The 25,182-nt window shown below is 57.5% G+C and carries 20 protein-coding genes and 1 pseudogene; 15 read left to right on the top strand and 6 right to left on the bottom strand.

Translation table 11 applies throughout. From position 1 onward, the window contains the following. The first annotated feature begins 459 nt into the window (after positions 1-459). On the top strand, positions 460-2,856 hold the full coding sequence (locus ACVWZ0_RS11120; RefSeq protein WP_253454211.1) for a membrane-bound PQQ-dependent dehydrogenase, glucose/quinate/shikimate family: 2,397 nt from the start codon (positions 460-462) through the stop codon (positions 2,854-2,856). 148 nt (positions 2,857-3,004) lie between these two features. On the opposite strand, the pseudogene ACVWZ0_RS11115 reads toward ACVWZ0_RS11120, so the two are convergent. Together ACVWZ0_RS11115 and ACVWZ0_RS11110 are read right to left on the bottom strand one after the other, a co-directional pair. After that, positions 3,005-3,193: pseudogene (locus ACVWZ0_RS11115) on the bottom strand (hypothetical protein); the annotation flags it as partial. Positions 3,194-3,412: 219 nt separating this feature from the next. Next, the gene (locus ACVWZ0_RS11110; protein WP_125287532.1) at positions 3,413-3,589 is read right to left on the bottom strand and encodes a con-10 family general stress protein; all 177 of its coding nucleotides are present in this window, start codon (positions 3,587-3,589) and stop codon (positions 3,413-3,415) included. Positions 3,590-4,207: 618 nt separating this feature from the next. Between ACVWZ0_RS11110 and ACVWZ0_RS11105 the strand changes: the two genes are divergently transcribed. The 3 genes from ACVWZ0_RS11105 (at position 4,208) to ACVWZ0_RS11095 (ending at position 6,405) form a co-directional block, all read left to right on the top strand. After that, a complete protein-coding gene (locus tag ACVWZ0_RS11105) occupies positions 4,208-4,552 on the top strand; it encodes a hypothetical protein (RefSeq protein ID WP_253454213.1) in 345 nt (114 codons plus the stop codon). A 93-nt stretch (positions 4,553-4,645) separates the two neighbouring features. Then, the gene (locus tag ACVWZ0_RS11100; protein ID WP_253454215.1) at positions 4,646-5,860 is read left to right on the top strand and encodes a zinc-dependent alcohol dehydrogenase; all 1,215 of its coding nucleotides are present in this window, start codon (positions 4,646-4,648) and stop codon (positions 5,858-5,860) included. Between the two features lie 50 nt (positions 5,861-5,910). Then, positions 5,911-6,405 carry a CinA family protein gene (locus tag ACVWZ0_RS11095; RefSeq protein ID WP_253454217.1) on the top strand — a complete coding sequence of 165 codons (495 nt, stop codon included), beginning with the start codon at positions 5,911-5,913 and terminating at the stop codon, positions 6,403-6,405. 39 nt (positions 6,406-6,444) lie between these two features. Here the strand turns inward: ACVWZ0_RS11095 and ACVWZ0_RS11090 are convergent, their stop codons facing one another. From ACVWZ0_RS11090 to ACVWZ0_RS11080, 3 genes are all read right to left on the bottom strand, one after another. Beyond that, positions 6,445-6,840 (bottom strand): YgiW/YdeI family stress tolerance OB fold protein, encoded by a 396-nt coding sequence (locus tag ACVWZ0_RS11090; protein ID WP_253454219.1) that lies wholly within the window; start codon positions 6,838-6,840, stop codon positions 6,445-6,447. Between the two features lie 100 nt (positions 6,841-6,940). Continuing rightward, on the bottom strand, positions 6,941-7,150 hold the full coding sequence (locus ACVWZ0_RS11085; protein ID WP_125287527.1) for a DUF2767 family protein: 210 nt from the start codon (positions 7,148-7,150) through the stop codon (positions 6,941-6,943). Between the two features lie 141 nt (positions 7,151-7,291). Beyond that, complete coding sequence (locus ACVWZ0_RS11080; RefSeq protein ID WP_253454220.1) at positions 7,292-8,605, bottom strand: CitMHS family transporter; 1,314 nt, start codon at positions 8,603-8,605, stop codon at positions 7,292-7,294. Positions 8,606-9,238: 633 nt separating this feature from the next. Here ACVWZ0_RS11080 and ACVWZ0_RS11075 point away from each other — a divergent pair. The 11 genes from ACVWZ0_RS11075 to ACVWZ0_RS11025 all read left to right on the top strand — a co-directional run bounded on the left by ACVWZ0_RS11075 (position 9,239) and on the right by ACVWZ0_RS11025 (position 23,761). Continuing rightward, positions 9,239-10,786 carry a methyl-accepting chemotaxis protein gene (locus ACVWZ0_RS11075; RefSeq protein ID WP_253454222.1) on the top strand — a complete coding sequence of 516 codons (1,548 nt, stop codon included), beginning with the start codon at positions 9,239-9,241 and terminating at the stop codon, positions 10,784-10,786. A gap of 89 nt (positions 10,787-10,875) precedes the next feature. Next, positions 10,876-12,837 (top strand): methyl-accepting chemotaxis protein, encoded by a 1,962-nt coding sequence (locus tag ACVWZ0_RS11070; protein ID WP_369894735.1) that lies wholly within the window; start codon positions 10,876-10,878, stop codon positions 12,835-12,837. A 133-nt stretch (positions 12,838-12,970) separates the two neighbouring features. Further along, positions 12,971-13,060, top strand: a complete 90-nt coding sequence (kdpF, locus tag ACVWZ0_RS11065) for a K(+)-transporting ATPase subunit F (RefSeq protein WP_125287524.1) — start codon at positions 12,971-12,973, stop codon at positions 13,058-13,060. Next, the gene (gene kdpA, locus ACVWZ0_RS11060; protein ID WP_253454224.1) at positions 13,060-14,742 is read left to right on the top strand and encodes a potassium-transporting ATPase subunit KdpA; all 1,683 of its coding nucleotides are present in this window, start codon (positions 13,060-13,062) and stop codon (positions 14,740-14,742) included. Before kdpF ends, kdpA begins: the two co-directional genes overlap by 1 nt. Next, positions 14,739-16,772, top strand: coding sequence for a potassium-transporting ATPase subunit KdpB (gene kdpB, locus ACVWZ0_RS11055; RefSeq protein ID WP_253454226.1), 2,034 nt, complete (start codon positions 14,739-14,741; stop codon positions 16,770-16,772). Before kdpA ends, kdpB begins: the two co-directional genes overlap by 4 nt. A gap of 10 nt (positions 16,773-16,782) precedes the next feature. Further along, positions 16,783-17,358: a potassium-transporting ATPase subunit KdpC gene (gene kdpC, locus ACVWZ0_RS11050; protein ID WP_253454228.1), complete on the top strand. Its 576-nt coding sequence runs from the start codon at positions 16,783-16,785 to the stop codon at positions 17,356-17,358. A gap of 9 nt (positions 17,359-17,367) precedes the next feature. Next, the gene (gene kdpD / locus ACVWZ0_RS11045) at positions 17,368-20,031 is read left to right on the top strand and encodes a two-component system sensor histidine kinase KdpD (RefSeq protein ID WP_253454230.1); all 2,664 of its coding nucleotides are present in this window, start codon (positions 17,368-17,370) and stop codon (positions 20,029-20,031) included. Next, positions 20,028-20,705, top strand: a complete 678-nt coding sequence (gene kdpE, locus ACVWZ0_RS11040; RefSeq protein WP_253454232.1) for a two-component system response regulator KdpE — start codon at positions 20,028-20,030, stop codon at positions 20,703-20,705. Before kdpD ends, kdpE begins: the two co-directional genes overlap by 4 nt. 131 nt (positions 20,706-20,836) lie before the next feature. Beyond that, the gene (locus ACVWZ0_RS11035) at positions 20,837-21,520 is read left to right on the top strand and encodes an ATP-dependent Clp protease proteolytic subunit (protein WP_253454234.1); all 684 of its coding nucleotides are present in this window, start codon (positions 20,837-20,839) and stop codon (positions 21,518-21,520) included. A 20-nt stretch (positions 21,521-21,540) separates the two neighbouring features. Next, complete coding sequence (locus tag ACVWZ0_RS11030; protein ID WP_253454235.1) at positions 21,541-21,774, top strand: hypothetical protein; 234 nt, start codon at positions 21,541-21,543, stop codon at positions 21,772-21,774. Positions 21,775-22,867: 1,093 nt separating this feature from the next. Continuing rightward, entirely contained in the window at positions 22,868-23,761 is an 894-nt protein-coding gene (locus tag ACVWZ0_RS11025) for an SDR family oxidoreductase (protein ID WP_253454237.1), read from the top strand. 152 nt (positions 23,762-23,913) lie between these two features. Here ACVWZ0_RS11025 and otnK read toward each other — a convergent pair whose 3' ends face one another. Then, on the bottom strand, positions 23,914-25,182 hold the full coding sequence (gene otnK, locus ACVWZ0_RS11020) for a 3-oxo-tetronate kinase (RefSeq protein WP_253454239.1): 1,269 nt from the start codon (positions 25,180-25,182) through the stop codon (positions 23,914-23,916).

Genomic DNA, 25,182 nt, shown 5'->3' with positions numbered 1-25,182 from the left:
GGATAGCGTCAGGCCGGTCGCGGGTCAGCAAAGACCCAAATACCATGATATATAGCCAAAAGGCATAACGTGGCGGCCTGCCCGTTTCATCATCATTGTTACAGCTACTTTACCGTCAGGGCGTTTTCCAGCGGTTTTATTCAACAAACGAGCCGGTTATTAACAGTATTAACTGGAGCGTAATGTTACCAGCTATTAATGCAATTTGCCGGTATTGCCGTCTGGATGGCTATCAACCGCGCAATAAACAACCGCCTCTTAAGGGAAACGCAGATCAAAAAGCAGCCTCCCTGGCTGCCAATAGCCAACGGTAAGATTTTGAGACAATAATCTTTACATGCTAATCAATTGAAAAATAGAACTATTAAAGACAAGCACACCGCTCTCTCCACCCGCTATCTTTGCAAAACTTTGCATCCTCTATGCTTGCCTTACCTGTTACTCACTTATCAAGACCTTATGCAGAAAAAATTTTGGTTCACCCTACCTACCATCACTGGGATCGTCGTTAGCCTGTTCGGCCTGGCTTTCCTGGTGCTCGGCGGCTGGCTGGCAACGCTGGGCGGCACGCCCTGGTACCTGATTTTCGGCGCCGGTTTCTTCCTTAGCGGCATTTTTATCGTTAAACGCCGTCCGGCCGGTCTTTGGCTTTACCTGCTCTCCTTTCTGATTTGCGTAGCCTGGTCGCTGTATGAAGTCGGTCTGGACGGCTGGAAGCTGATGCCGCGCCTTTTCGCGCTGGCCGTACTGGGCGTCTGGTGCAGCCTGCCGTGGATCGTCCGACCGGTGATGCACACGCAGCGCCGCGCGGGCACGCTGGCTGGCGTGGTCTATCTGGCCGCTATCGTGCTGGTCTTCTGGTCAGGCTGGCACGTAACGGCAACGCGCTTTGTGCATCATCAGCCCGTGCCGGCAGCTCAGGCCGCGATCGCAACCGATAACGATAATGACTGGCAGCATTATGGCCGTACGCGCGATGGCCAGCGCTTTTCGCCACTGACGCAGATTACGCCCGCCAATGTCAGCCAGCTGCAGCCCGCCTGGCAGTTCCATACCGGCGATACCCTGCGTAAAGGGGAAGATAAAGCGGGACGCGAGTTCAGCTTTGAAGTGACGCCGATTAAGGTTGGCAACACGCTCTTTATCTGTACGCCGCATCGCCAGGTGATTGCGCTTGACGCCACCAGCGGCAAACAGCGCTGGAAGTTTGATCCCAAAGTAGACACCTCGGCCAATGAATATCTGGCCTGCCGCGGCGTGGCTTACAGCAAGGCGGTGGATGACAGCACCTGCCCGGAAAAAATCATCACCACCACCAGCGATGCCCGCATGGTGGCGCTGAATGCGCAAACCGGCGAACCTTGCGCCTCGTTTGGCCACAAGGGCTATGTCAGCCTGACCGACCATATGGGCCAGGTGCCGCCGGGCTTCCATTTTATTACCTCGCAGCCGATGGTGATGGAAGGCCGCATCGTGCTGGGCGGCTGGATATACGATAACCAGACCACCGGCGAACCTTCCGGCGTGGTACGCGCTTATGACGTAAAAACCGGCCAGCTCTCCTGGGCCTGGGACCTGGGCAGAACGCCGCAGAACGCGCCGCTGAAGCCTGGCGAAGAGTATACGCACGGCACGCCTAACGGCTGGGGAACCTATACGGCGGACGAAAAGCTGGGCCTGATTTATATTCCGCTGGGCAACGCGACGCCGGATTATTACGGCGGCAAACGGCGACCTTTTGACGAGAAGTATTCCAGCGCGCTGGTGGCACTGGATATTCATACGGGTGAAGAGCGCTGGCATTTCCAGACCGTGCATCATGACGTCTGGGATTTCGACGTGCCGGTTGGCCCAACGCTGGTTAACCTGCCGGGCAAAAATGGCGAAACCGTGCCTGCGCTGGTGCAGACCACTAAAATGGGCAAGCTGTTCCTGCTGGATCGCCGCAACGGCAAACCGCTGGCGCAGGTGGATGAGAAGCCGGTGCCGACCTCGCCCTCGCTGCCGGGCGAGCATCTGTCGCCTACGCAGCCGGATCCGGTCGGCATGCCGAGCCTTGTACCGCCAAATCTGAAAGAAACCGATATGTGGGGCGCGACGCCGATCGATCAGCTGATCTGCCGCATTCAGTTCCACCGCTATCGCTATCAGGGCCAATATACGCCGCCTGCGGAAGGCACCTCTATCGCCTATCCTGCGTTTGACGGCGTGATGGACTGGTACGGCGCTTCGGTGGATCCGCAGCGGCATTTACTGATTGCCAACACCAGCTACATCCCTTTCACCATGGAGCTGATGAAGCATGACGAGGCGATCAAACAGGGCCTGATGAAGCCGTGGGCAGGCTGGGCCAGCGGGCAATCCTATCCGAAACCGAAAGAGTTCGCCGTAGGGCCGCAGTATGGCACCGGCTGGGCGGCCGTGGTGAAACCCTGGCTGACGGCGCTGGGCGCACCTTGTAGCGCGCCGCCGTGGGGCAAGCTGATCGCCATCGATCTTAACACCCGTAAAATCGCCTGGGAAAGACCGGCGGGCACCACGCGTAATATGAATATTTTCGGCACTCATACCAACGCGCCGTTGCCAACCGGCATTTTTATGATGGGCGGCAACATCATTACCCGCAGCGGGCTGATATTTATGGGCGCTACGGCGGATAACTACCTGCGCGCTTTTGACGAAGCCACGGGCCACGAGCTGTGGAAAGCCAAACTGCCAGCGGGCGGCCAGGCGACGCCGATGACCTATACCGGTAAGGACGGTCGTCAGTATGTGGTGATTGCGGCAGGCGGGCACGGCGGGCTGGGTACCACTTCCGGCGATGCGCTGGTCGCGTACGCGCTACCGAAAGAGTAAGCATAAAAAACCCCACGGCATCGTGGGGTTTCTTTCAGTTCGTCCCTGCATCCAGACGTTTTAGCGGTCAGGATATCTCTTCCGGAAGCAGCACATGTCTTTGCTTTTTCTTGCGTTCTTCCTCGTCCGGCGGCGTTTTGCGCGTGTGTTTGAGCATGGCAACGTGGCGGGCGAAATCCTCATGAACCTCTTTGCTTTGTAAATTCACCGACGCCGCACCGTCTTCATCGATCAAAATACGTTCGCCGTCATCTTTAGCTTCCTGCATATCATTGCGGGACATGGCGTTAAGCAACCTTTCCGGGCTGGTAAATACGCTGGCGATCATTTTTAACACGGGCTCTCCTTTTCTGAGCGGGCATCTGCAGATAGCGCTTATTGCAAGCTTTACTGCCGATAGCGGTTATTCTTCTTCTTAAACCAGTATAGAGGAATATTCAGGGCTGAGTTATCAGGAGACGGAAGTATCAGAGGGAGTGAAACAGAGGGGAAGCACAACCGCCACCGCCCGGAGGGCCGATGGCGGCGAGCCTGCGCGCGGCAGGCGCATTACTTTTTAGCTGCGGCGGCTCTTCTCGCCACCTTTTTTACCGGCTTCAGAGGCTTTTTCACGGTCGTTTTTAAAGCTGCCGCTGCCGCTACTGCTCTGTCCGCCTTTTTTGCCTGCTTCTGACGCCTTTTCACGATCTTCTGCGAAATTACCCGAATTTGAATTACCACGATGCTGAGTCATACAAATGTCCTCTTCGTGTTAAATAATACTCAATGGTTTTTTCTCAATTATTTAATCCCGGGGGGAATTAAAAATCAGTGAAGGTGCTACGTAGTTAAATCTAGCAGCCACGCTTATAATTGCAAGGAAACGGCGGCATAAAAATAAGTAAAAATTATGGCTGGTTATCTCATTGATTAATAACAACAATCAGGAAAAATCTTAATCAATTTTAATTTTATATTTAAAAAATACTTATCCCGTTTCAGGAATTATTAGCTTACCCACTGAGCAAATAAATAAATATTAATCGTTCATCAATTTCTGCCGCTTCGTTATAAGCCACTGCCGCTTCGTTCTTTTTTTACTTTCTTCTGCGTAACAGCTTTGCTGATGCTTCTGCCTGGATACTGACCAGGCGCATTCCTGATAATGCCAATAACCACACAAAGAGCTGGACTTAATTAACGAATTTTTACAAAATCGGTTGAACCGCCAGTGGCTCCGCGCCAGTAAAGAGCGGACACCATTTTTTTCTTCGGCCACGGCCGGACGGCTTCAGGGAATAGCGATTCTGGTTCAGCGCGCAGCATGACTGCCGCACAATCAGCCCCTTAACTGTGCATAGTACGGTGGAGCATGGAAAAACAACATTTTCTGACCCGTTTGGGACAATGGCCGAAGATCCAGTTTTCCGAAGTGTGTATCACCGCCTGCGGCGGCAGCATCCAGCCTGAACTCTACGTGCGTGACCGCGCCGATCCACCACGCTGGCTGTTTATCCGCCGCCTTGGCGGCAGCGAGAACCATGACGGCTTACTGACCATTTACAGCCAATGGCTGGCGGAATTTCATCAACAGCGTGGCACCGATTTCTGTTTGCCGCCGCCCTTTGACAGGGCTTTTGAGAACGAGCTGCCAGCGGAAATTTCGGACGCGCCGCATAGCGCTGCATTACGGCCATCGCTTATCGCCGAACGTTAAACGCCTGTGGCCGCCTTCTTCCCGTAAAAATTTATCTATACTTTTCAGCGGACGCCTGACGCTCAGGCCCGGTAGATAAAAAAGGGAGAGCCTATGAAAGCACTAGTCTGGCATGCTGTCGGCGACATTCGTCTTGATGACGTCCCGGAGCCAGCGATAGAAAAACCAACCGATGCGGTGATCCGCCTGACGGCTTCCGCTATCTGCGGCACCGATCTGCATTTTGTTCGCGGCACCTTCAGTAAAATGCAGCCCGGCACCATTCTGGGACACGAAGGCGTCGGCGTGATTGAAGCGCTCGGCGACGATGTTCGCAATTTCGCTGTCGGCGACCGCGTGGTGGTTTGCTCGACCGTTTCCTGCGGCACCTGTCCGCCCTGTCGGGAAGGCAATACCGCCCAGTGCGACAACGCCAACCCCAACGGGCCTGCCGCCGGCACCTGCTTTTTCGGCGGCCCGGCCGCAACCGGCCCGGTAAACGGGCTTCAGGCGGAAAAAGCGCGCATTCCCTATGCCGCCAATACGCTGGTAAAAATTCCCGATAACGTCAGCGACGAGCAGGCGCTGATGGTTAGCGATATTTTCCCCACCGCCTGGTTTGGCGCGGAAGCGGGCGAAATCAAAAAAGGCGACGTTGTGGCGGTCTTCGGCTGCGGGCCGGTCGGCCAGTTCGCTATCGCCAGCGCTTTCCTCAAGGGCGCCGCCCGCGTGATTGCGGTGGACGGCCATGTCGATCGCCTGGCTATGGCGCGTCGTCAGGGTGCATTCACGGTAAATTTTGAAGAAGAAGATCCGGTAGAAACCCTTAATCGCCTGACGGGCGGCGTCGGCGCGGACTGCGCTATTGATGCAGTCGGCGTAGACAGCCAACATGCGCACCACGGCCCGGCAGCGGAAGAGGCGCAGCAAAAAGCAGAAAAATTTGCGGCGGAAGTGGATCAGGTAGCACCGGAAACGCATCCGCAGGCAGGCAACTGGGTGCCGGGCGACGCGCCCACTCAGGCGCTGGAATGGGCTATCGCCACGCTGAAAAAGGCCGGTCGTTTAAGCATTATCGGCGTTTATCCGCCGGAAGCGGAAACTTTCCCTATCGGCAAGGCGATGAATAAGAATCTGACCCTTAAGATGGGCAACTGCAACCATCACACTATTATTCCGGGCTTGCTGGAACTGGTACGCACCGGCGCCATCGATCCGGTCAAAGTATTAACGAAAGTAGAGCCGCTTAGCGACGTACTTGACGCTTATAAAGTCTTCGACAAGCGCCAGCCAGGCTGGATTAAAACCGAACTCGTGCCACAAAGCTGACAACTCTGCCCCGTCATCGCGGCGGGGCCACTAGCAACTGGAGTCTCTCAATGGATAAGGAATTACTTAATACCGCCGAAAGACTCGGCAAAGTTTTACTACAGGCCGGGGCCAAAGTGGCTGCCGCCGAATCCTGCACGTCAGGTCTGGTCAGCTCTGCACTGGGCGCGGCAAGCGACAGCAGCAGCTATTTCACCAGCGGGTTTGTAACCTATACCGACAGCGCCAAACACCGCATTCTGCACGTCAGTGAAAAAACGCTCCAGGAACACACGGCGGTAAGCGAGGCGACCGCGCGCGAAATGGCAGCCGGCGCGAAAGAAGTATCGGGCGAAAAAGCCAGCATTGCGGTTACCGGCTATGCCGGGCCGGACGGCGGCGAAGATGGCACGCCTGCGGGTACGGTGTGGTTTGGCTGGGGCCTGCCAGATGGCGAGGTACGCGCGCTGAAGCAGCATTTTTCAGGGGATTGCGAAGAGGTAGTAAGAAAAGCCGCCCTGTTTGCTCTGCAGCACCTTACTGAACTGCTGCAAAGCCAACGCTGAACGGCATTGGGCGAACCTTAGCGTTCGCCCTTGAGAGTGTTACGGATCGCCAATCTGTTTTACTGCGATTTCCGTTTGCTTATTTTTATGTTTTACAAAACCGCTCACCCGTACCAGATCTTTGGCATCGTACTTCTCTCCGCCCCAGGCAGATTCGGGAATAACCAGATTAATATTGCCTGATTTATCCTGGAAGGTATAAATATTGCCAGAAACCTTTTTGATGATATTCCCTTCCATCGTCACCCAGGAACCTTCCTTCAGCGTACGGACCGACTTCACCTGGCTCTCGTTGGTATCTTCCGAGCCTTTGTAGCCTGCATCCTGCTTGTGCGGCGGTGGCGGCGTTTCTCCCGCTTTAAATCCCCCTTTGTCCTCGGCCATCACGTTCAGGCTAAGGGCAAGCAGCGCGGCCAGCGTAAGCACTTTTTTCATAAACACTCCTTTCGTTTAAAAAGTCCGATCTTGGTTCTGCATAACTTAAGCCTGGCAGAAAGCCGCTACTTTTCAGGTACAAAGTGTAAAAAAACCTGAATTAATCAGGTTTTATCAGACGAATCGCGTGTTCCAGCACCTTCTGCTCGTCCCGATCCGCATCCGTTCGTTCATGGCGCGTTCTGACCAGCAGGTTTGCCAGAATATCCCGGCTGGTATTGTGTCCGCTTTCAGCCAGCACAATGGCCGCGTCGCCAATCACCCGACAGACTTCGTCATAATATTCTTCGCTCAATACATCACGTTTCATAAGACCTCACTTTTTAAACCGGCTTGAAGGAAAAGCCGACCAAAAGTATTAATCCTGAAACGTTGTATCGCCATTGGGCCGCCTGGCGCGGGCGACTTATTGTGATGCCGATCACAATAAATCGCCGACGTGTCCGGAGGGTTAGCGGCTGTAGAACGGGAAGGCGCCAAACAGCAGGCCGCCTACCAGCAGCGCCATACTGACCAGGATCCCCCACTTAATGGCAAAGCGCTGATGGTCGCCGATATCCACTTTCGCCAGTCCAACCAGCAGATACACCGAAGGCACCAACGGGCTGAGCAGATGGAAAGGCTGGCCGATGATTGACGCCCTGGCGATTTCTTCTGCGCTGATACCATAGTTCAGGGCCGTCTGGGCAATCACCGGCAGGATGCCGAAATAGAACGCATCGTTAGACATAAAGAAAGTGAATGGCAGGCTGACCAGCGCGGTAAAGATCGCCAGATAAGGCCCAAAGCTATGCGGGATCACCGCCAGCAGGCTTTTCGCCATTGCATCGACCATGCCGGTGCCGGACAGAATGCCGGTAAACACCCCGGCGGCGAAAATCAGCGAGGTGACCGCCAGCACGTTGCCTGCATGGGTATTGATACGCGCTTTCTGCTGTTCCAGCGAAGGGTAATTCAGCATTACCGCAATGGCAAAAGCCAGCATAAACAGGATCTGAATAGGCATCAGCCCGGTCACCAGCAGCACCAGCAGCACGGTAGTGAGGATAAAGTTAGGCCAGAACATTTTTGGCCGCCGGTTCGCTGCGCACTCCTGCGCGTCGCCCAGACCCAGCTCGATATTATCCAGATGATCGTTATCGAGCTTCATCACGCCCAGCCTTCTGCGCTCGCGGATGCCGAACAGCACCGCCATACCAACGAGCGTGACGCAACCCAGAAACATGGCGGGCAGCATAGGAATAAAGATGTCCAGCGCATCGATATGCAAGGCCGCCGCCGCGCGCGCCGTTGGGCCGCCCCACGGCGACAGATTCATAATGCCGCTGGCAAGGTTGACCAGACAGGTCATCGCCAGCACGTTCATGCCCAGCTTGCGGTAGAGCGGCAAAAACGCCGCCACGGCAATCATATAGGTGGTGGAGCTGTCGCCGTCCAGTGAAACCAGCAGCGTCAGTACCGCCGTGCCTACCAGCACCTTAAGCGGGTCGCCGCGCACGATTTTCAGGATAAAGCGTACCAGCGGGTCAAACAGCCCGGCGTCGATCATCAGGCCAAAATAGAGAATGGAAAAGGTCAGCATTACGCCCGTCGGCGCCAGCGCTTTTACGCCATTCAACATCATTTCGCCAAGCCCATGATAATAACCCGCCGCCAGCGCAAAGACCGTCGGCACGATAATCAGCGCGATCAGCGCCGACATCCTTTTGGTCATAATCAGGTACATGAAACAGGTCACCATCGAAAAACCCAGTATGGTCAGCACATTACTTCCCCTCTTTCGGATGCATATCGCAGGCTGCGGCACGACGGCCATCAGCAAAAGTTATCGTTCAGGTCCGGGCGGGTATAAAAAGTAAGACGGGCGTTTCCACCTGTCGCGTTAAGCTATTGTTTTATGGCTGTACCACCCGAATATTGATAATAATATGTAATAAAAAATCATCATTTTTTTAACAAAGAAGAGTGACGGCGATCGGCTTTACCGGCCGTGAAAACGGGTTATTGTGATTGCGATCAAACTAACCGTGGCCCTGAAAGAGTGGAAGAGAAGAAAGGGTAAACCGTTGGTGTTGCGTAGCGCCTGGATGCCCTTTCCTTTTTTGTGACAACGTAACAAATGGCTGTGAATATATCATTTCCTCCAAACCTGAAAGGTGACAACGTAACGAACAGCATTAGCACTACTTTTTAATGTTGTCCTGTAATAACCCTACTTTTCGAAGGCTCTGGATGCCCCCCTACGGATACGAAAGCCTCGCGTTACAGCGTCACGCATAGATAAACCCTTGATTTGCATAATAGCCGACATATTCCTCTACCCTACCGGCCATAAAACTAAATCTTTACCGCAATTTGCCGATACAGAAAGCATCCTATTTCCTTTAAGGCTAATCAGATGTCCCTGAAAAGATCGTCGCTTTTGGTTCTGCTGTTCCTGTTTATTATTTTTTTCACCAGCATGATCGCTAACGTCTGGCTGCTGACCCGCAGCAATACGTCGCTGGATGCGGTGAATAGAGAGATCCGTGTAGTGCTGTCTATTATCGATCCTATTAACCACAGCCGTACCCTGCGCGTGCGCCTGATGGAATATATGAAAACGATGGAAAACAGCGGCAGCCTGCAGTCTGAGCAGACGATTAGCGGGCTGAATGAAGTGCTGGGCAAAGCGGACAAGGCTTTCCAGGCCTATCTGGCCGCGCCGAAGCTGGATGGCGAAGCCAGCCTGGCCGATGAGTATCGCACCACCTATGAAACCTACCGCCGTCAGGGTATCGACCCGCTGCTGGACGCGGCTAAAACCAATGACCAGGCGCGCTTTAAGGCGCAGCTGCCAACCGTCATCAGCCTGGATCACCAGTACGAAGTGGTGCTGGACAAAGTGCTTGCGCTGCACGAGCAGTACGCGAAGCGCCTGAACAGCGATGCGCAGGATCACTTCACCTTTGGTATCGGCCTGATTGTCGCCTTCGGCGTGCTGTTCCTGGTTGTTATCGCAGGCGTGTTGATGTTCCTGAAGCGCTACGTGCTTAGCCCGCTGGACAGCGCCAAAGCGCATTGCAGCCAGATTGCTCAGGGTATCCTGGATACGCCGGTGCCGGTGGTGGCCTCTTCCCGCAGCGAAATACAGGATCTGATGGGCACCATGGAGCAGATGCGCCGCTCGCTGACCGATATCATCAGCCAGGTGCGTAACTCCACGCAAACCGTGTCGCACGCCTCGCAGGAAATCGCCGCCGGTAACGTCGACCTGGCTTCGCGTACCGAGCAGCAGGCCGCCGCGCTGACGCAGACCGCCGCCAGCATGGAAGAGCTGGGCGCCACGGTGAAACAGAATACCGAAAACGTCTTTGAAGCCAGCCGTCTGACCAGCGAAGCGGTGAAGAACGCGAAAACCGGCGAAAAAGTCTCGCAGGAAGTCATCGTCACCATGGGCAAAATCAACAGCAGCTCGAAGAAGATTGAAGACATTACCGGCGTGATTAACAGCATCGCTTTCCAGACCAATATCCTGGCGCTGAACGCCGCGGTGGAAGCGGCGCGCGCGGGTGAACAGGGGCGCGGCTTCGCGGTCGTGGCGGGCGAAGTTCGCAACCTGGCGCAGCGCAGCGCGGTAGCGGCAAAAGAGATTGAAAGTCTGATTGCCGAATCGGTCGCCAATATCAAAGCCGGTTCCGATCAGGTCAGCCGTACCGGCGACGCTATCGGCGCGATTATTGCCTCGGTCAGCCAGGTCGATGTACTGATGGATCATATATCGACCGCGTCTGACGAGCAGAGCCGCGGCATCAGCCAAATTGAACAGGCGGTAACCGAGATGGACAGCGTGACCCAGCAGAACTCCGCGCTGGTGCAGGAGTCGGCAGCGGCTTCCGCCTCGCTGGAAGAGCAGGTGCACTTCCTTAACCACTCCGTTTCTACCTTCCGCCTGTCCGACGCGTAATTTTCTTACCCCCGGCATCCCGCCGGGGTTTCACTATAACAATAAGCATTAATGCGCCCACGCAGGCGCTCTACTTTTATGAGAACACCATGGCAAAATTATCTGCATTCTGGAACGCACTGATTCCAAAAAAACTTAATCCGCTGGCCGGTCGTCCGGTCAGCAACACTTATGACTGTCGCGCCCTGCCGACCGCTTTCGGCAGCCTGGGTACCGGCGGCGGCAAAGGCCTGCTGATGGTCTTTGTCCCGCCGGAAGCTGATTTCGCCCGCGTGAACGACGCGTGGCAAAAGATGAGCGCGCCGGGCCGTACCGTCTTCGCTATCTCCTCTACCGGCGCGCTGTGCGCGCAGAAAGGCCGCTCCGCCTACTGTGCCACCAACGGCCCTCAGGGCAGCTGGCTGTGGCTGCCCGAGCAGACGGTCGCCCGTCATGAGGTGCACACTATCGATCTGCAGGTGCCACGCGGCGCTACCGTTGCCGATCGTATCGACAGCATTCGCGCCCAGCTTGATCGCCTTCAGGTCAATATGTCGCTCTCTGCCGAAGAAACCTTCGCGATGATCTACTGCGACGGCCTCTCCTCTGCCGAAGGCTTTATGATGCAGGCCTGGTATGACAGCGGACGCTTCCCCTGCCTGGCTATCGGCGGCTCGGCGGGCGGCCGCACCGATTTTCAGAACACCTGGATGGCCACCAGCGGCCAGCTGCTGCAAAACAAAGCGGTGATCGTGTTCTGCCGCATGGCGAAAGGGAAATCCTTTGCGCCGTTTAAAAGCCAGAACTTCCAGCCCACGCAGCAAAGCTGGCTGGTGGCGGAAGCCGATCCCGTCGCGCGCACCGTAAGTTCGCTGTTTGACGCAACGGGTCGCCAGCAGCCTGCGGTAAAAGTGCTGGCCGACGCGCTGCACTGTAAGCCTGAGCAGCTGGAGCAAAAGCTGAAGGGCAAAACGTTCGGCGTGAAGGTGGCGGATGAGTACTTTATTCGCTCCGTAGCGAAAATCGACGCGGAAAGCCTGACGTTCTTCTGCGATCTGGAGTTTGGCGACCGTCTTTATCTGCTGGAGGCGGGCGATTTCGTTTCCGCCACGCGTAAGGACTGGGACAGATTCGTCGCCACGCATGGCAAACCGGCCGGACTGCTGCTGAACGACTGCCTGCTGCGCCGCCTTAACAACCCGGAAAGCCTGCCTGCGGCGGAGCTGTTCGACGGCGTGCCGGCCGCTGGCTTCTCCAGCTTTGGCGAAATATTCGGCGTGCCGATCAACCAGACGCTGTCCGCCCTCGCCTTTTTCGATCGCGACGTCAAAGCCATGAGCCGCTTCCCGATTGAATACGCCGACTACGCCGGTCACTATGCCCAGCGCTCGCTGCGTCGTTGGGAAGCGCTGCACACGCTGCAAACGGACGTTATTGATAAAGTGATCGACTATCAGCAGCAGATCGGGCCGGTAGTACAAACTTTCCCGCTGCTGGAAAAAGCCACCAGCCGCCAGAGCGCAGCGCTGGATGTGGCTGGCGTGAATATCGGCGAGATCGGCGAGGCGGCAACCGTCACGCTGCAGGCGCAGGATGAGCTGGGCCTTGAAATCGGCGAGCTGGAAAGAATTTCGCAGGGCATTACGCAAATCACCAGCGGCATCAGCACCATTGCCGACCAGACCAACCTGCTGGCGCTGAATGCCGCGGTGGAAGCCGCCCGCGCCGGATCGGCCGGTCGCGGCTTTGCCGTGGTAGCAGAAGAGGTACGCCGCCTGGCCCGCTCTTCTAAAGAACAGGCCGACGCCACGCGTGAAAGCATCAACGAGACAGTAGCGACCATCGCGCGGATTAAAAAGACGGCTTCTAAAACCGTTGCCACCACGGAAGATATGGCGCAAAAAAGCCACGCAGCACGCGGGCAGATCGCCAGCCTCAGCGAGCAAAACAGCGCCGAGCGCAGCGGGATGGTCGAAAATATCGACCGACTGAAAAACGCTGCCGACGGCCTGGACGCCATGCATAAAGCGGTGGCGCAGCTGACGGTGCTCCAGGAACTGGTGCGTTCCTGATCCTGTGCGCGGGGCCCGCTGCGGCCTCGCGCATTTTTATACTTTTTTTATATTTTCCCGCCGCATTTTTGCAAAATCTTTGCGGCCCACTTTTTACACTCATGGCGAAATGACTCTCTTAATGAGGTGAACCGTGAGTGTTGCAGTAATAACCGGCGTGCTGCTGGTAGCGTTGTTGCTGGGCTATCTGATTTATGCCCTGATTAACGCGGAGGCCTTCTGATGGCGGCTTCCGCATTGTTAATAGCGAGCTATCTGGCGGCGCTGCTGCTGCTGGCCTGGCCGCTGGGTCGGCTGATAGCCCGCCTGATCGATCCCCGTCCCTTACCTTTTGTCGGCGGTGTTGAAACCGCCCTCTGGCGCCTGGCCGGTCTGCGCGGTGAAATGCGCTGGCAAACCTATCTGCTGGCTATATTGCTGTTTAATGCGATGGGCTTTGCCCTGCTGCTGGCGATCCTGCTGTTACAAGGCTCGCTGCCTTTAAATCCGCAGCATTTTCCCGGCCTGAGCTGGGATTTGGCGTTAAACACCGCCGTCTCTTTTGTCACCAATACCGACTGGCAGGCTTACGCTGGCGAATCGTCGCTGAGCTATTTCAGCCAGATGGCCGGGCTGACGGTGCAAAACTTTCTCTCGGCCGCCAGCGGCCTGGCCGTCGCTTTCGCTCTAATCCGTGCGTTTGCACGTCGCTCCTCGGCCACGTTGGGCAACGCCTGGCAGGATCTCGGCCGTATCGTCCTCTGGCTGCTGCTGCCGCTTTCGCTGCTGTTTGCGCTGCTGCTGATCCAACAGGGCGTGGTGCAAAGCTTCTCCGCCTATCTGCCTTTCACCAGCCTTGAAGGCGCGAAGCAGCTGCTGCCGATGGGACCGGTCGCCTCGCAGGAAGCGATCAAGCTGCTGGGCACCAACGGCGGCGGTTTCTTTAACGCCAACTCGGCACATCCGTTTGAAAACCCTACCGATATCAGCAATTTTGCGCAGATGCTGGCTATTTTCCTGATCCCGGCGGCGCTCTGTTTCGCCTTTGGCGAAGCGGTCGGCGACGCCCGTCAGGGACGGGTGATCCTGGCGGCGATGACGCTGATTTTTGTGCTCTGCGCCAGCGCGATGTTCTGGGCGGAGCTACAGGGCAACCCGACGCTGCGGGCGCTGGGCGTTGACGGAACCAACCTGGAAGGTAAAGAGAGCCGTTTCGGCGTGTTGGCAAGCGGCCTGTATGCGGTGGTCACCACGGCAGCCTCATGCGGCGCGGTCAACGCCATGCACGACTCTTTCACCGCGCTGGGCGGCATGATCCCGATGTGGCTGATGCAGATTGGCGAAGTAATCTTCGGCGGCGTGGGTTCGGGGCTTTACGGCATGCTGCTGTTCGTGCTGCTGGCGGTGTTTATCGCCGGGCTGATGATTGGCCGCACGCCGGAATACCTGGGCAAAAAGATCGACGTGCGCGAAATGAAAATGACGGCGCTGGCGATCCTGGTAACGCCCGCGCTGGTACTGCTCGGCAGCGCGCTGGCGATGATGAGCGACGCCGGACGCGCGGCGATGCTGAACCCCGGCGCGCACGGCTTCAGCGAAGTGCTTTACGCCCTTTCGTCCGCCGCCAACAACAACGGCAGCGCCTTTGCCGGTCTGTCAGCCAATACGCCGTTCTGGAACCTGCTGCTGGCCTTCTGCATGTTGGCGGGCCGCTTTATGGTGATTGTGCCGGTCATGGCCATTGCCGGATCGCTGGTAGCTAAAAAAATCCAGCCGGTCAGCAGCGGCACCCTGCCCACGCACGGCCCGCTGTTTGTCGGCCTGCTGATCGGCACCGTGCTGCTGACCGGCGCGCTTACCTTTATCCCCGCTCTGGCTTCCGGCCCGATAGCGGACCACCTGATGCACATGGAGCGTACCCGATGAACCGTAAACAATTGGCTCTGTTTGAGCCTTCGCTGCTGCGCCAGGCGCTGGTTGACGCGGTGAAAAAACTGTCGCCGCAGGCTCAGTGGCGCAATCCGGTGATGTTTGTGGTCTGGATCGGCAGCGTGCTGACCACGCTGCTGGCGATAGCGATGGCCTGCGGCCTGGCGGGCGACGCCAGATTTACCGCCGCCGTCAGCCTGTGGCTCTGGTTTACCGTGCTGTTCGCCTGTTTTGCCGAGGCGCTGGCTGAAGGCCGCAGCAAGGCGCAGGCCAGCAGCCTGAAAAGCGTGCAGAAAACCGCTTTTGCTCTGCGGCTGAAAGAGGCCCGCCACGATGCGCCAACGGAAAAAATCGCCGCCAGCGAACTGCGCAAAGGCGACATCGTGCTGGCCAGCGCGGGCGATATCATCCCCTGCGATGGCGAAGTTATCGAGGGCGGCGCGTCGGTGGATGAAAGCGCCATTACCGGCGAGTCGGCGCCGGTTATCCGTGAGTCGGGCGGCGATTTCGCTTCGGTCACCGGCGGCACCCGTCTGCTTTCCGACTGGCTGGTGATCCGCTGTACCGCCAATCCCGGCGAAACCTTTCTCGACAGCATGATCGCCATGGTCGAAGGCGCCAGCCGCCGCAAAACGCCTAACGAGGTCGCGCTGACCATTCTGCTGATTGCGCTGACGCTGGTCTTTCTGCTGGCGACCGCTACCCTTTGGCCCTTCTCGGCCTGGAGCGGCACGCCGGTCAGCGTGACCGTGCTGATTGCGCTGCTGGTCTGCCTGATCCCCACCACCATCGGCGGCCTGCTCTCCGCCATTGGCGTTGCCGGGATGAGCCGAATGCTGGCGGCCAACGTGATCGCCACCAGCGGCCGCGCCGTAGAGGCAGCGGGCGACGTCGATATCCTGCTGCTGGACAAAACCGGCACTATTACGCTCGGCAACCGTCAGGCTTCCGACTTTCTGCCCGCCAGCGGCATTGCGGAGCAGCGGCTGGCGGATGCGGCGCAGCTGGCTTCGCTGGCCGATGAAACGCCGGAAGGCCGCAGCATCGTGGTGCTCGCCAAGCAGCGTTTTAACCTGCGTGAACGCGATTTGCAGCAGCTACAGGCGACGTTTATCCCCTTTACCGCCCAGACGCGAATGAGCGGTATTAACCTGCCGGAACGCAGCATTCGCAAAGGCTCGGCCGACGCGATCCGTCGCCATGTGGTCGCCAGCGGCGGTCAGTTCCCGGCGGAGATGGATGAAAAGGTCAACGAAGTCGCACGCCAGGGCGGCACGCCGCTGGTAGTGGCGGAAAACCTTGAGGTGCTGGGCGTGATCGCGCTGCGGGATATCGTTAAAGGCGGCATCAAAGAGCGCTTCGGCGAGTTACGCAAAATGGGCATCCGCACCGTGATGATCACCGGCGATAACCCGCTGACCGCCGCCGCTATCGCCGCTGAGGCGGGCGTGGACGACTTTCTTGCCGAAGCGACGCCGGAAGCGAAGCTGGCGCTGATCCGCCAGTATCAGGCCGAGGGCAGACTGGTGGCGATGACCGGCGACGGCACCAACGACGCGCCCGCGCTGGCGCAGGCCGACGTGGCGGTGGCGATGAACTCCGGCACTCAGGCGGCGAAAGAGGCGGGCAACATGGTGGATCTGGATTCCAGCCCGACCAAGCTGATTGAGGTCGTGCATATCGGCAAACAGATGCTGATGACGCGCGGCTCGCTGACTACCTTCAGCCTCGCCAACGACGTGGCGAAATACTTTGCCATTATCCCGGCGGCGTTTGCGGCCAGCTACCCGCAGTTCGGCGCGCTGAACGTGATGCATCTGCATTCGCCTTCGTCGGCCATTTTAAGCGCGGTGATCTTTAACGCACTGATCATTATCTTCCTGATCCCGCTGGCCCTGCGCGGCGTCAGCTATAAGCCGCTCAGCGCCGCCGCGCTGCTGCGCCGCAACCTGGGGCTGTATGGCCTGGGCGGGCTGGCTCTGCCGTTTATCGGCATCAAACTTATCGATTTGCTTCTTCAGCTGTAGGAGGTTTACCGTGTCGCAACTGCGTCCCGCGCTTTTTATGATGGCTTTTTTACTGCTGCTGACCGGCGGCGTTTACCCGATGGTCACCACCCTGCTGGGCCAGTGGCTCTTTCCGCAGCAGGCGGGCGGCTCGCTGCTGTTGCTTGACGGCGAGGTTCGCGGCTCACGGCTGCTGGGCCAGGCGTTCAGCCAGGCAAAATATTTTCAGGGACGACCGTCGGCGACGGCGGAAACCCCTTATAATCCGCTGGCGAGCGGCGGCAGCAACCTCGCGCCCGGCAATCCCGCGCTGGATAAGCTGTTTGCCGATCGGCTGGCGGCTGCCCGCGCAGAAAACCCGGACGCCAGCGGTCGGGTGCCGGTCGATCTGCTGACCGCCTCCGCCAGCGGACTGGATAACGGCATCTCACCGGAGGCGGCGCGCTGGCAGACGCCGCGCGTGGCGAAAGCGCGCCAGCTGTCGCCCGAAACGATTAGCCGCCTTATCGCCGCGCACACCCGCTATCCGCTGTTCAGCTTCAGCGGCCAGCCGTATGTTAACGTGCCCGAACTGAATCTTGCTCTGGATGCGCTTCGCGCTAAATAAGGAACCGGCATGGCCGATATGCTTCGCCCCGATCCCGATCGCTTACTGCAACAGACCCGCGAGCGGCCGCGCGGCAAACTGAAAATTTTCTTCGGCGCCTGCGCGGGCGTAGGCAAAACCTGGGCGATGCTTCAGGAGGCGCGGCGGCTGCATACGCGCCAACTGGACGTGCTGATAGGCGTGGTGGAAACGCACGGCAGGCAGGAGACGGCGGCGCTGCTGCAGGGCCTGCCGCGCCTGCCGCCGCAGCAGCGCCAGCATCGGGGCCGTCAGGTTGAGGAGTTCGATCTGGACGCCGCGCTTGCGCGTCATCCCGCCGTGATTTTGATTGACGAGCTGGCGCACAGTAACGCGCCCGGCTCCCGTCATCCCAAACGCTGGCAGGATGTGAAAGAGCTGCTGGCGGCCGGGATCGACGTGCTGACCACCGTCAACGTGCAGCATCTGGAAAGCCTGAACGACGTGGTCAACGGCGTCACCGGCATTCAGGTGCGCGAGACGCTGCCCGACCCGTTTTTCGACGCCGCCGATGAGATAATCCTGGTGGATTTGCCGCCGGACGATCTGCTGCTGCGTCTTAAACAGGGCAAGGTGTATACCGGCGACCGCGCTGACCGGGCGGCCGAGCACTTTTTCCGCAAGGGCAACCTGATTGCTTTACGCGAGCTGGCGCTGCGGCGCACCGCCGATCGGGTAGATAATCAGATGCAGGCCTGGCGCGACGGGCGCGGGCGGGACAAAGTGTGGCACACGCGGGATGCGGTGCTGCTTTGCGTGGGCTACGACGAAGGCAGCGAAAAGCTGGTGCGCACCGCCGCGCGGCTGGCGGCCAGGCTGGGCAGCGAATGGCACGCGGTCTGCGTGGAAACGCCTGGCTGGCTGCGGCTGACGCAGCAGCAGCGCCGCACCGCGCTGGCTTCACTGCGGCTGGCGCGTCAGCTCGGTGCGGAAAGCGCCGTATTGGCCGACGCCTCTGCGGATAAGGCGATTGCGCGCTACGCTCGCGATCACGATCTGGGCAAAGTGGTGCTGGGACGCGGCAGAGGCCGTCATCTGTTCCGCTCGTCTTCGCTGGCCGATCGCCTTGCCGCCCGCGCGCCCGAACTCGACCTGGTGATCGTTGCGCCCGGCGACAGGCCGGCCGCCGCCGCGCCGCCGCAAAGACAGGCTCGACGCTGGCGTCAGGGCATACGCGGCTGTCTGCTCGCCACGGCGCTCTGCGCGCTGATTACCTTTATCGCCAGCCACTGGCTGCTGGCTTTCGATCCCGCCAACCTGGTGATGCTCTATCTGCTGGGCGTAGTGGTAGTGGCGCTCCAGGCCGGACGCTGGCCCTCGGTGTTCGCCACAATAATCAACGTTGTCAGCTTCGATCTCTTTTTTGTCGCGCCGCGCGGTACGCTGGCGGTTTCTGACGCGCAATATCTGTTAACCTTTGGCGTGATGCTCAGTGTCGGGCTGCTGGTTGGCAACCTGACGGCGGGCGTGCGCTATCAGGCGCGCATTGCTCGCTATCGTGAAAGACGCACCGGCCAGCTTTACGCCCTTTCCAGCACGCTGGCGAAGGCCCGCAGCGCGCAGGAAGTAGCGGCGGCAAGCCAGCACGCCGTTTATACTATTTTTCATGCCGACAGCGCGCTGCTGCTGCCTGACGAAAACGACAGGCTGGTGCGGCAGCTGCCCGCACCAAACGTAATGAGCTGGGACGAAGGCATTGCCCGCTGGAGTTTCGTGCAGGGTGAACCGGCGGGCGCCGGAACCGATACGCTGCCCGGCGTGCCTTATCAGATCCTGCCGCTGCGCGCCGCAGAGAAAAGTCTTGGCGTGATGGTAATCGCGCAGCAAACGCCGCCCGCGCTGCCTGAACAGCAGCAGCTGCTGGAAACGGTGCTGCTACTGACCGCCAGCGCGCTGGAGCGTTTACAGCTGACGGCCAGCGAAGAGCAGGCGCGCGTAATCGGCGAGCGTGAGCAGCTGCGCCATTCGCTGCTGGCCGCCCTTTCTCACGATCTGCGCACGCCGCTTACCGTGCTTTTCGGCCAGGTGGAGATCCTGACGCTGGATCTGGCCTCGGCCAGGCTGCCTCAGGCTCGCCAGGCAAGCGAAATCCGCCAGCATGTGCTGCGGCTGACGCGGCTGGTGAATAATCTGCTGGATATGGCCCGTCTACAGACCGGCGGCTTTCATCTGAAGCGTGAATGGCTGACGCTGGAAGAGGTAATCGGCAGCGCGCTGGCGACGCTGGATCCGGGCGGCAGGCAGCCCGTTACGCTGGAGATGGCCGATCCGCTGGCACTGGTTCACGTTGACGGCCCGCTGTTTGAACGGGTGCTGATCAACCTGCTGGAAAACGCCATGAAATATGCAGGCGCAGCGGCGCAAATCGGCATCAGGGCGCAGACGCGTCCGGGCGAGCTGACGATCGAAGTCTGGGACAGCGGCCCCGGCTTGCCCGCTGGTCAGGAGCAGGCGCTTTTTGCTAAATTCACTCGTGGCGATCGGGAATCGGCCATTCCCGGCGTGGGGCTGGGTCTGGCAATCTGTCAGGCGATCGTCGAGGTGCATAACGGCGTGATTACCGCCCATCAACGTCCGCAGGGCGGCGCGAGCTTCAGAATTAGCCTGCCGCAGGCGCCGCTGCCGGACATAGCAGAAACAGGTGAAGCGCTGTGACAACCGTACTGATTATTGAAGATGAAAAAGAGATAAGCCGCTTTCTGCGCATCGCGCTGGAAGGCAGCGCCCTGCGCGTCTTCGATGCCGGCACGCTACAGCGCGGCCTGCTGGAGGCCGCTACCCGCAAACCGGATCTGGTGATCCTGGATTTAGGGCTGCCGGACGGCGACGGCCTGACCTTTCTTAAAGAGTTCCGCCAGTGGAGTCAGAAGCCGGTAATTGTGCTCTCCGCCCGCAGCGAAGAGGAAGATAAAATTGCCGCGCTGGATGCGGGAGCCGATGACTATCTTACCAAGCCTTTCGGCATCGGCGAGCTGGAGGCGCGCCTGCGGGTAGCGCTGCGACGCACGACGCACGATACGCAAAGCGATCCGGTTTTCGCCTTTTCCGATGTGCAGGTCGACCTGGCAGCAAGGCGCATTACGCGTGCGGGCGAGGAACTCCATCTGACGCCAACCGAATTCAGGCTACTTGCCGTACTGCTTAACAATCACGGCAAGGTGATGACGCAGCGGCAGCTGCTGGTACAGGTTTGGGGGCCTAACGCCTCGGAGCACAGTCACTATCTGCGCATCTATATGGGCCACCTTCGGCAGAAGCTGGAAGAAGATCCGGCCCGGCCTCGCCATTTGCGCACGGAAACCGGCGTCGGCTACCGATTTATGCTCTGAGCATAATTTGTTACATTCCTTTATGCGGCGGAAAATTAATATCCGTCCTGCCTCACAGTTTATTATCCGTAGGAAGGTTAGCCTGCAAAAGCAATTCGCTTAAATGATGTTATGCATTGTTAAGGATAATGATGAAAAAGATATTTACTACGGCGGTTACCCTCGCCGGATGGCTGGCTGCTTTTATGCTTCCGGCCGACGCGGCACTTTCTGTGACCCAGCGCACCGATATCAGGCCCGCAAAATTTAAATCCGCCCGCATTATTTTTAACGGCGATATTACGGCAAATAAATCGCTGGAGTTTATCGACGCGTTGGACAAGCTGCATTACGCCTCGCCAGGGCTGAAAGAGATTACACTATATATCAACAGCTATGGCGGTGATATGGACAGCGGCTACCTGCTTTATCAGGCGATAAAAAATGCGGCCATTCCCATTACGGCCGTTAATATTTCGATGACCGCTTCTTCGGCTACGCTGATGTATTGCGCAGCAAAAAAAAGGCTGGCTATGCCTTTAGCGACTTTCCTGTTACATCCGGCTGCGGTAGAAAACCTGAATCGCCAGTATATCAAGCCTGACGAGCTGGCATCGTTAAAACAGTTAAGCAACAAGGGCAATGTTATTTTTGAGCAAATTTATCGTCAATGTACCAATTTAAACGACGATGAAATCGCTTCTTTGCTGGCCAGTGAATCTACAAGGCTGCTACTGAATGCCGGCCAGGCGATCGAGCGCAAAATGGCGGAAGGCATAAGCGAAGGACTGGCTCAGGCCGATATTTCTGTAATCGTCACTGATGACAAAGCGTAAAATTAAACAGGGAATGGTAAATGAGAAAGCTATTAATATCGTTGACGCTGGTTACTCTTTTTATTTCTGGCTGCGCCATCGAAAACTTAAATCCTGACGGGGTAAACCCCTCGTCTGCACCGACTATGCCTTCACCACTGGCGAAACCGACTAAACAACAGCGTGGCGCGATTATGTCGGGTGAAAACCCGGACTGGCGTGAAGCACCCGGCCCGGTTGTACCCCGTAGTCAAAAAAACAGGCATGGTTTTTAGCAGCAAAAGAAGCACAGGTCATACTGGTTTTGCTCGCTTTTTGGCGCTTATATCGGCAATTTCATTTTTGGGCAGGTCATCAGCTTACGCTGCGCCACAGGTCGTCAGAGCATTTCAGGGACACTGGCCGCAGCGTCGCTGGCTTGCCTGTTACCATTGAACAGACTGACGCTGAGCGGAGTATTTTCATTGGCCTGTGCGTTTTTATTGGGCAGACTGCTGCCAGTGGCTTATTCGTTTTCGTTGCACGGGTTATTGACGCTGGCCCGATGGCTGGCGTTGGATGGGCCATTCACCGTTGGCGTTACATATTGCACCCTGCTCTTGCCTGCATGTAAATACTTTAATTTTGAAAACTCAGCGCAACTATAGCCAATGATTCCGAATATCCAGCGACGCTATCGGTAATTTTATATTCAGCACGATGAAACAATATATATGCACATCAAATTAAAAAATTACCATCCTACAAAAAAACTCACCCGCCACAGCTAACATTGTTCAGTAAAATATAATATTAGATTGCCCCCTGGCGTGTAATAAAATAAAAATAGTAACCACCAGCACGGAAGGCGTAGCTGCAAGGATAATCCTCCGTAGCTTTACCGGCCGCTGTAGATTGGTCAGAAAAAATACCAGCCGCATTAGCGCAACAGCGACCGTAATCTTAATGATGGCAAATGGCAGGATAAAGCATTCGGTTTCCCTGCGATATTTGTAAAAATCAAAGGAAAAATAAACGCACCTGAATTCACCTACTTTACTCCAATATTCAGCTGAGGAGATGAAGTAAAATTAAACATACAATGATAAATTTTATTAATGGATAACCCTCTCATTTGACAGCAGGCGTACTTCTGACAACGGGCCTGACAACCCATCCCCGCAGATTTCAATGCAATTAAAAATAAAATTTTGTTTTTAATTCATACAACATCATGCCTTACCAAAAAAGATGACTTACTGTCGTAAACCCTCTTAATCAAACCCGAAAATCGCGCGCTTTTACCATTATTTTTGCAGCTGAACGTGACAACCATCACGTTTGTGCCAGGCTTATGTTTTCGAATCAACACCGATGAAGGAGTACATCATGAGCGAACAAACTAAAAAGTCCTTGCTGACCGTTGACTATCCGACCCCGCCATTCCCGGAACAGCCTCAGCAGGCGCCAGGCCTTGCCAGCAAAATGATCCCACAACCCGATCACGGTGAAAAAACCTATCGCGGCTCTGGCCGTTTGCAGGGACGTAAAGCGCTTATTACCGGCGGTGATTCCGGTATCGGTCGTGCCGTTGCTATTGCCTATGCCCGTGAAGGCGCAGACGTGGCCATCGGTTACCTGCCGGAAGAAGAATCCGACGCGGCGGAAGTGATTAAGCTTATCGAGGCGGAAGGCCGTAAAGCGGTTGCACTGCCGGGCGATATTCGTTCCGAAGAGTTTTGTAAAAAGCTGGTCAGCGACGCGGTAAGCCAGCTGGGCGGCCTGGATATTCTGGTGAACAATGCCGGACGCCAGCAGTATAACGAGTCTATCCGCACGCTGAGCACCGAAGATTTTGATGCGACGTTCAAAACCAACGTCTACGCCATGTTCTGGATCACCAAAGCGGCGGTGGATCATATTCCACGCGGTGGCGCCATTATTAACACCTCTTCCGTGCAGGCCTATAGCCCAAGCGCTATCCTGCTGGACTATGCGCAGACCAAAGCCTCTATCGCCGCCTTTACCAAAGCGCTGGCGCAGCAGCTGGGCGAAGAAGGCATCCGCGTTAATGCGGTTGCGCCTGGTCCATACTGGACGCCGTTGCAGTCCAGCGGCGGTCAGCCGCAGGAAAAAGTGAAGCAGTTTGGCGGCAGCGCGCCGCTGGGCCGTCCGGGACAGCCTGCGGAGATCGCCCCGCTTTACGTGACGCTGGCCTCAACGGAAACCAGCTATACGTCCGGCCAGGTCTGGTGCTCCGACGGCGGTACCGGCACGCTGTAATAGTCACAGCTGATATAATGGCCGCCTGCGGGCGGCTTTTTTGTGCGTGGCGACCGCTGATTAGGCCAGCTACGGCCCCCGTACAGATATCGCCATCGGCCTCTTTGCCAGCGCCAGAATCATCCGCCAATATTTACATAGCAAATCTGTCTCTAATCATCGCCCCGCAGCGCATCGACGGCTCGGGCAAAGAAGTCTCTGCCGCCAAAATTACCCGACTTCAGCGCCAGCGCTACAGGCTGCCTGCCGCGCGACACCATCGACGGAACGCCGGTATCTATTTCTGCGCCGATAGTCAGCGCGCCCAGCCCTAATGCACTGACCACCGCCCCGGACGTCTCGCCGCCGCCGACCACAATCCGTCGCGTGCCGGCCGCCACCAGCTGCTGCGCGGTTTCGCCGAACAGGCTGTCCAGCGCGGCCGCTACCCGCTCGCGACCATACTGCTCCTGCACGCGTTTTACGGCCTCGGGATCGCCGGAGGAATAGACCAACGGCGCGCGGCCCTGATGCTCGGTGATAAAGGCCACCAGCTGCGCCGGTCCCGTTTCGCCGCTCAGCACGTCTTTGACCTCAATCATCATTACAGGATGGTTTTTCTGATGTTCGGCTATCTGTAAACGCGTCGCGCCGGAACAGCTGCCGACCAGGATAGCTTCCGGCCCGTCGATAAGGGGAGCCTGCGCCTGTTTCCCTTTTGCCCGCCCCTGAGCGATGAAATTATGCGGCAAGGCCAGCGCAATCCCCGATCCGCCCGTAACGAGTTTCGCGCCCTGGCAGGCGCGGCCGAGGGTAGTCAGATCGTGCTCGCTAATCGCGTCCACAATCAGTAGGGTGCGCGTCTGCGGCTCGTTGATAGCCTGCTGTAAAACCTGGCTGCCCTGCACTACGGTCTGCCACGCAATATGTGCAACCGGGTTGGCGCTTTGCCGCCGCAGCACGCGCCGCAGATCCGCATCCGTCATCGGCGTCAGCGGATGATGCTCCATGCCGGACTCGTTCAGCAGCTTATCCTGTACAAAAAGATGCCCCTGATAAACCGTACGTCCCAGCGCCGGGAAAGCCGGGCACATTACCACGCTGCGGACTTCCAGCAGCGCCGCCAGCGCGTCCGTGACCGGCCCGATGTTGCCGCTATCCGTAGAATCGAAAGTAGAGCAATATTTGAAAACGATCTGTTCGCAGCCCTGATCCAGCAGCCAGCGGCAGGCCGCCAGCGACTGCTCCACGGCCTCGCTGGCGGCAACGGAGCGGCTTTTTAACGCCACCACGCCCGCTTCTACATCCGCGTCGGCGGGCATCGTCGGTACGCCGGAATACTGCGTGGTGTTAAGTCCGCCCTCGCCGACCAGGCCTTTCGCCAGCGTCACCGCGATATCGCTGGCGCCGGTAAAATCATCTGCAATTACGCCAATTAGCAT

The organism is Erwinia sp. TECH1, from assembly GCF_054057575.1.
The sequence above is the reverse complement of the archived record's forward strand: the minus strand, read 5'-3'. Positions and strand labels throughout refer to the sequence as shown.

What these genes read in the sequence shown, in the direction of transcription:
- ACVWZ0_RS11120 (WP_253454211.1), top strand. Translation starts at nt 460, where the DNA reads ATGCAGAAAAAATTTTGGTTCACCCTACCTACCATCACTGGGATCGTC.
- ACVWZ0_RS11110 (WP_125287532.1), bottom strand. Translation starts at nt 3,589, where the DNA reads ATGACTCAGCATCGTGGTAATTCAAATTCGGGTAATTTCGCAGAAGAT.
- ACVWZ0_RS11105 (WP_253454213.1), top strand. Translation starts at nt 4,208, where the DNA reads ATGGAAAAACAACATTTTCTGACCCGTTTGGGACAATGGCCGAAGATC.
- ACVWZ0_RS11100 (WP_253454215.1), top strand. Translation starts at nt 4,646, where the DNA reads ATGAAAGCACTAGTCTGGCATGCTGTCGGCGACATTCGTCTTGATGAC.
- ACVWZ0_RS11095 (WP_253454217.1), top strand. Translation starts at nt 5,911, where the DNA reads ATGGATAAGGAATTACTTAATACCGCCGAAAGACTCGGCAAAGTTTTA.
- ACVWZ0_RS11090 (WP_253454219.1), bottom strand. Translation starts at nt 6,840, where the DNA reads ATGAAAAAAGTGCTTACGCTGGCCGCGCTGCTTGCCCTTAGCCTGAAC.
- ACVWZ0_RS11085 (WP_125287527.1), bottom strand. Translation starts at nt 7,150, where the DNA reads ATGAAACGTGATGTATTGAGCGAAGAATATTATGACGAAGTCTGTCGG.
- ACVWZ0_RS11075 (WP_253454222.1), top strand. Translation starts at nt 9,239, where the DNA reads ATGTCCCTGAAAAGATCGTCGCTTTTGGTTCTGCTGTTCCTGTTTATT.
- ACVWZ0_RS11070 (WP_369894735.1), top strand. Translation starts at nt 10,876, where the DNA reads ATGGCAAAATTATCTGCATTCTGGAACGCACTGATTCCAAAAAAACTT.
- kdpA (WP_253454224.1), top strand. Translation starts at nt 13,060, where the DNA reads ATGGCGGCTTCCGCATTGTTAATAGCGAGCTATCTGGCGGCGCTGCTG.
- kdpB (WP_253454226.1), top strand. Translation starts at nt 14,739, where the DNA reads ATGAACCGTAAACAATTGGCTCTGTTTGAGCCTTCGCTGCTGCGCCAG.
- kdpD (WP_253454230.1), top strand. Translation starts at nt 17,368, where the DNA reads ATGGCCGATATGCTTCGCCCCGATCCCGATCGCTTACTGCAACAGACC.
- ACVWZ0_RS11035 (WP_253454234.1), top strand. Translation starts at nt 20,837, where the DNA reads ATGAAAAAGATATTTACTACGGCGGTTACCCTCGCCGGATGGCTGGCT.
- ACVWZ0_RS11030 (WP_253454235.1), top strand. Translation starts at nt 21,541, where the DNA reads ATGAGAAAGCTATTAATATCGTTGACGCTGGTTACTCTTTTTATTTCT.
- ACVWZ0_RS11025 (WP_253454237.1), top strand. Translation starts at nt 22,868, where the DNA reads ATGAGCGAACAAACTAAAAAGTCCTTGCTGACCGTTGACTATCCGACC.
- otnK (WP_253454239.1), bottom strand. Translation starts at nt 25,182, where the DNA reads ATGCTAATTGGCGTAATTGCAGATGATTTTACCGGCGCCAGCGATATC.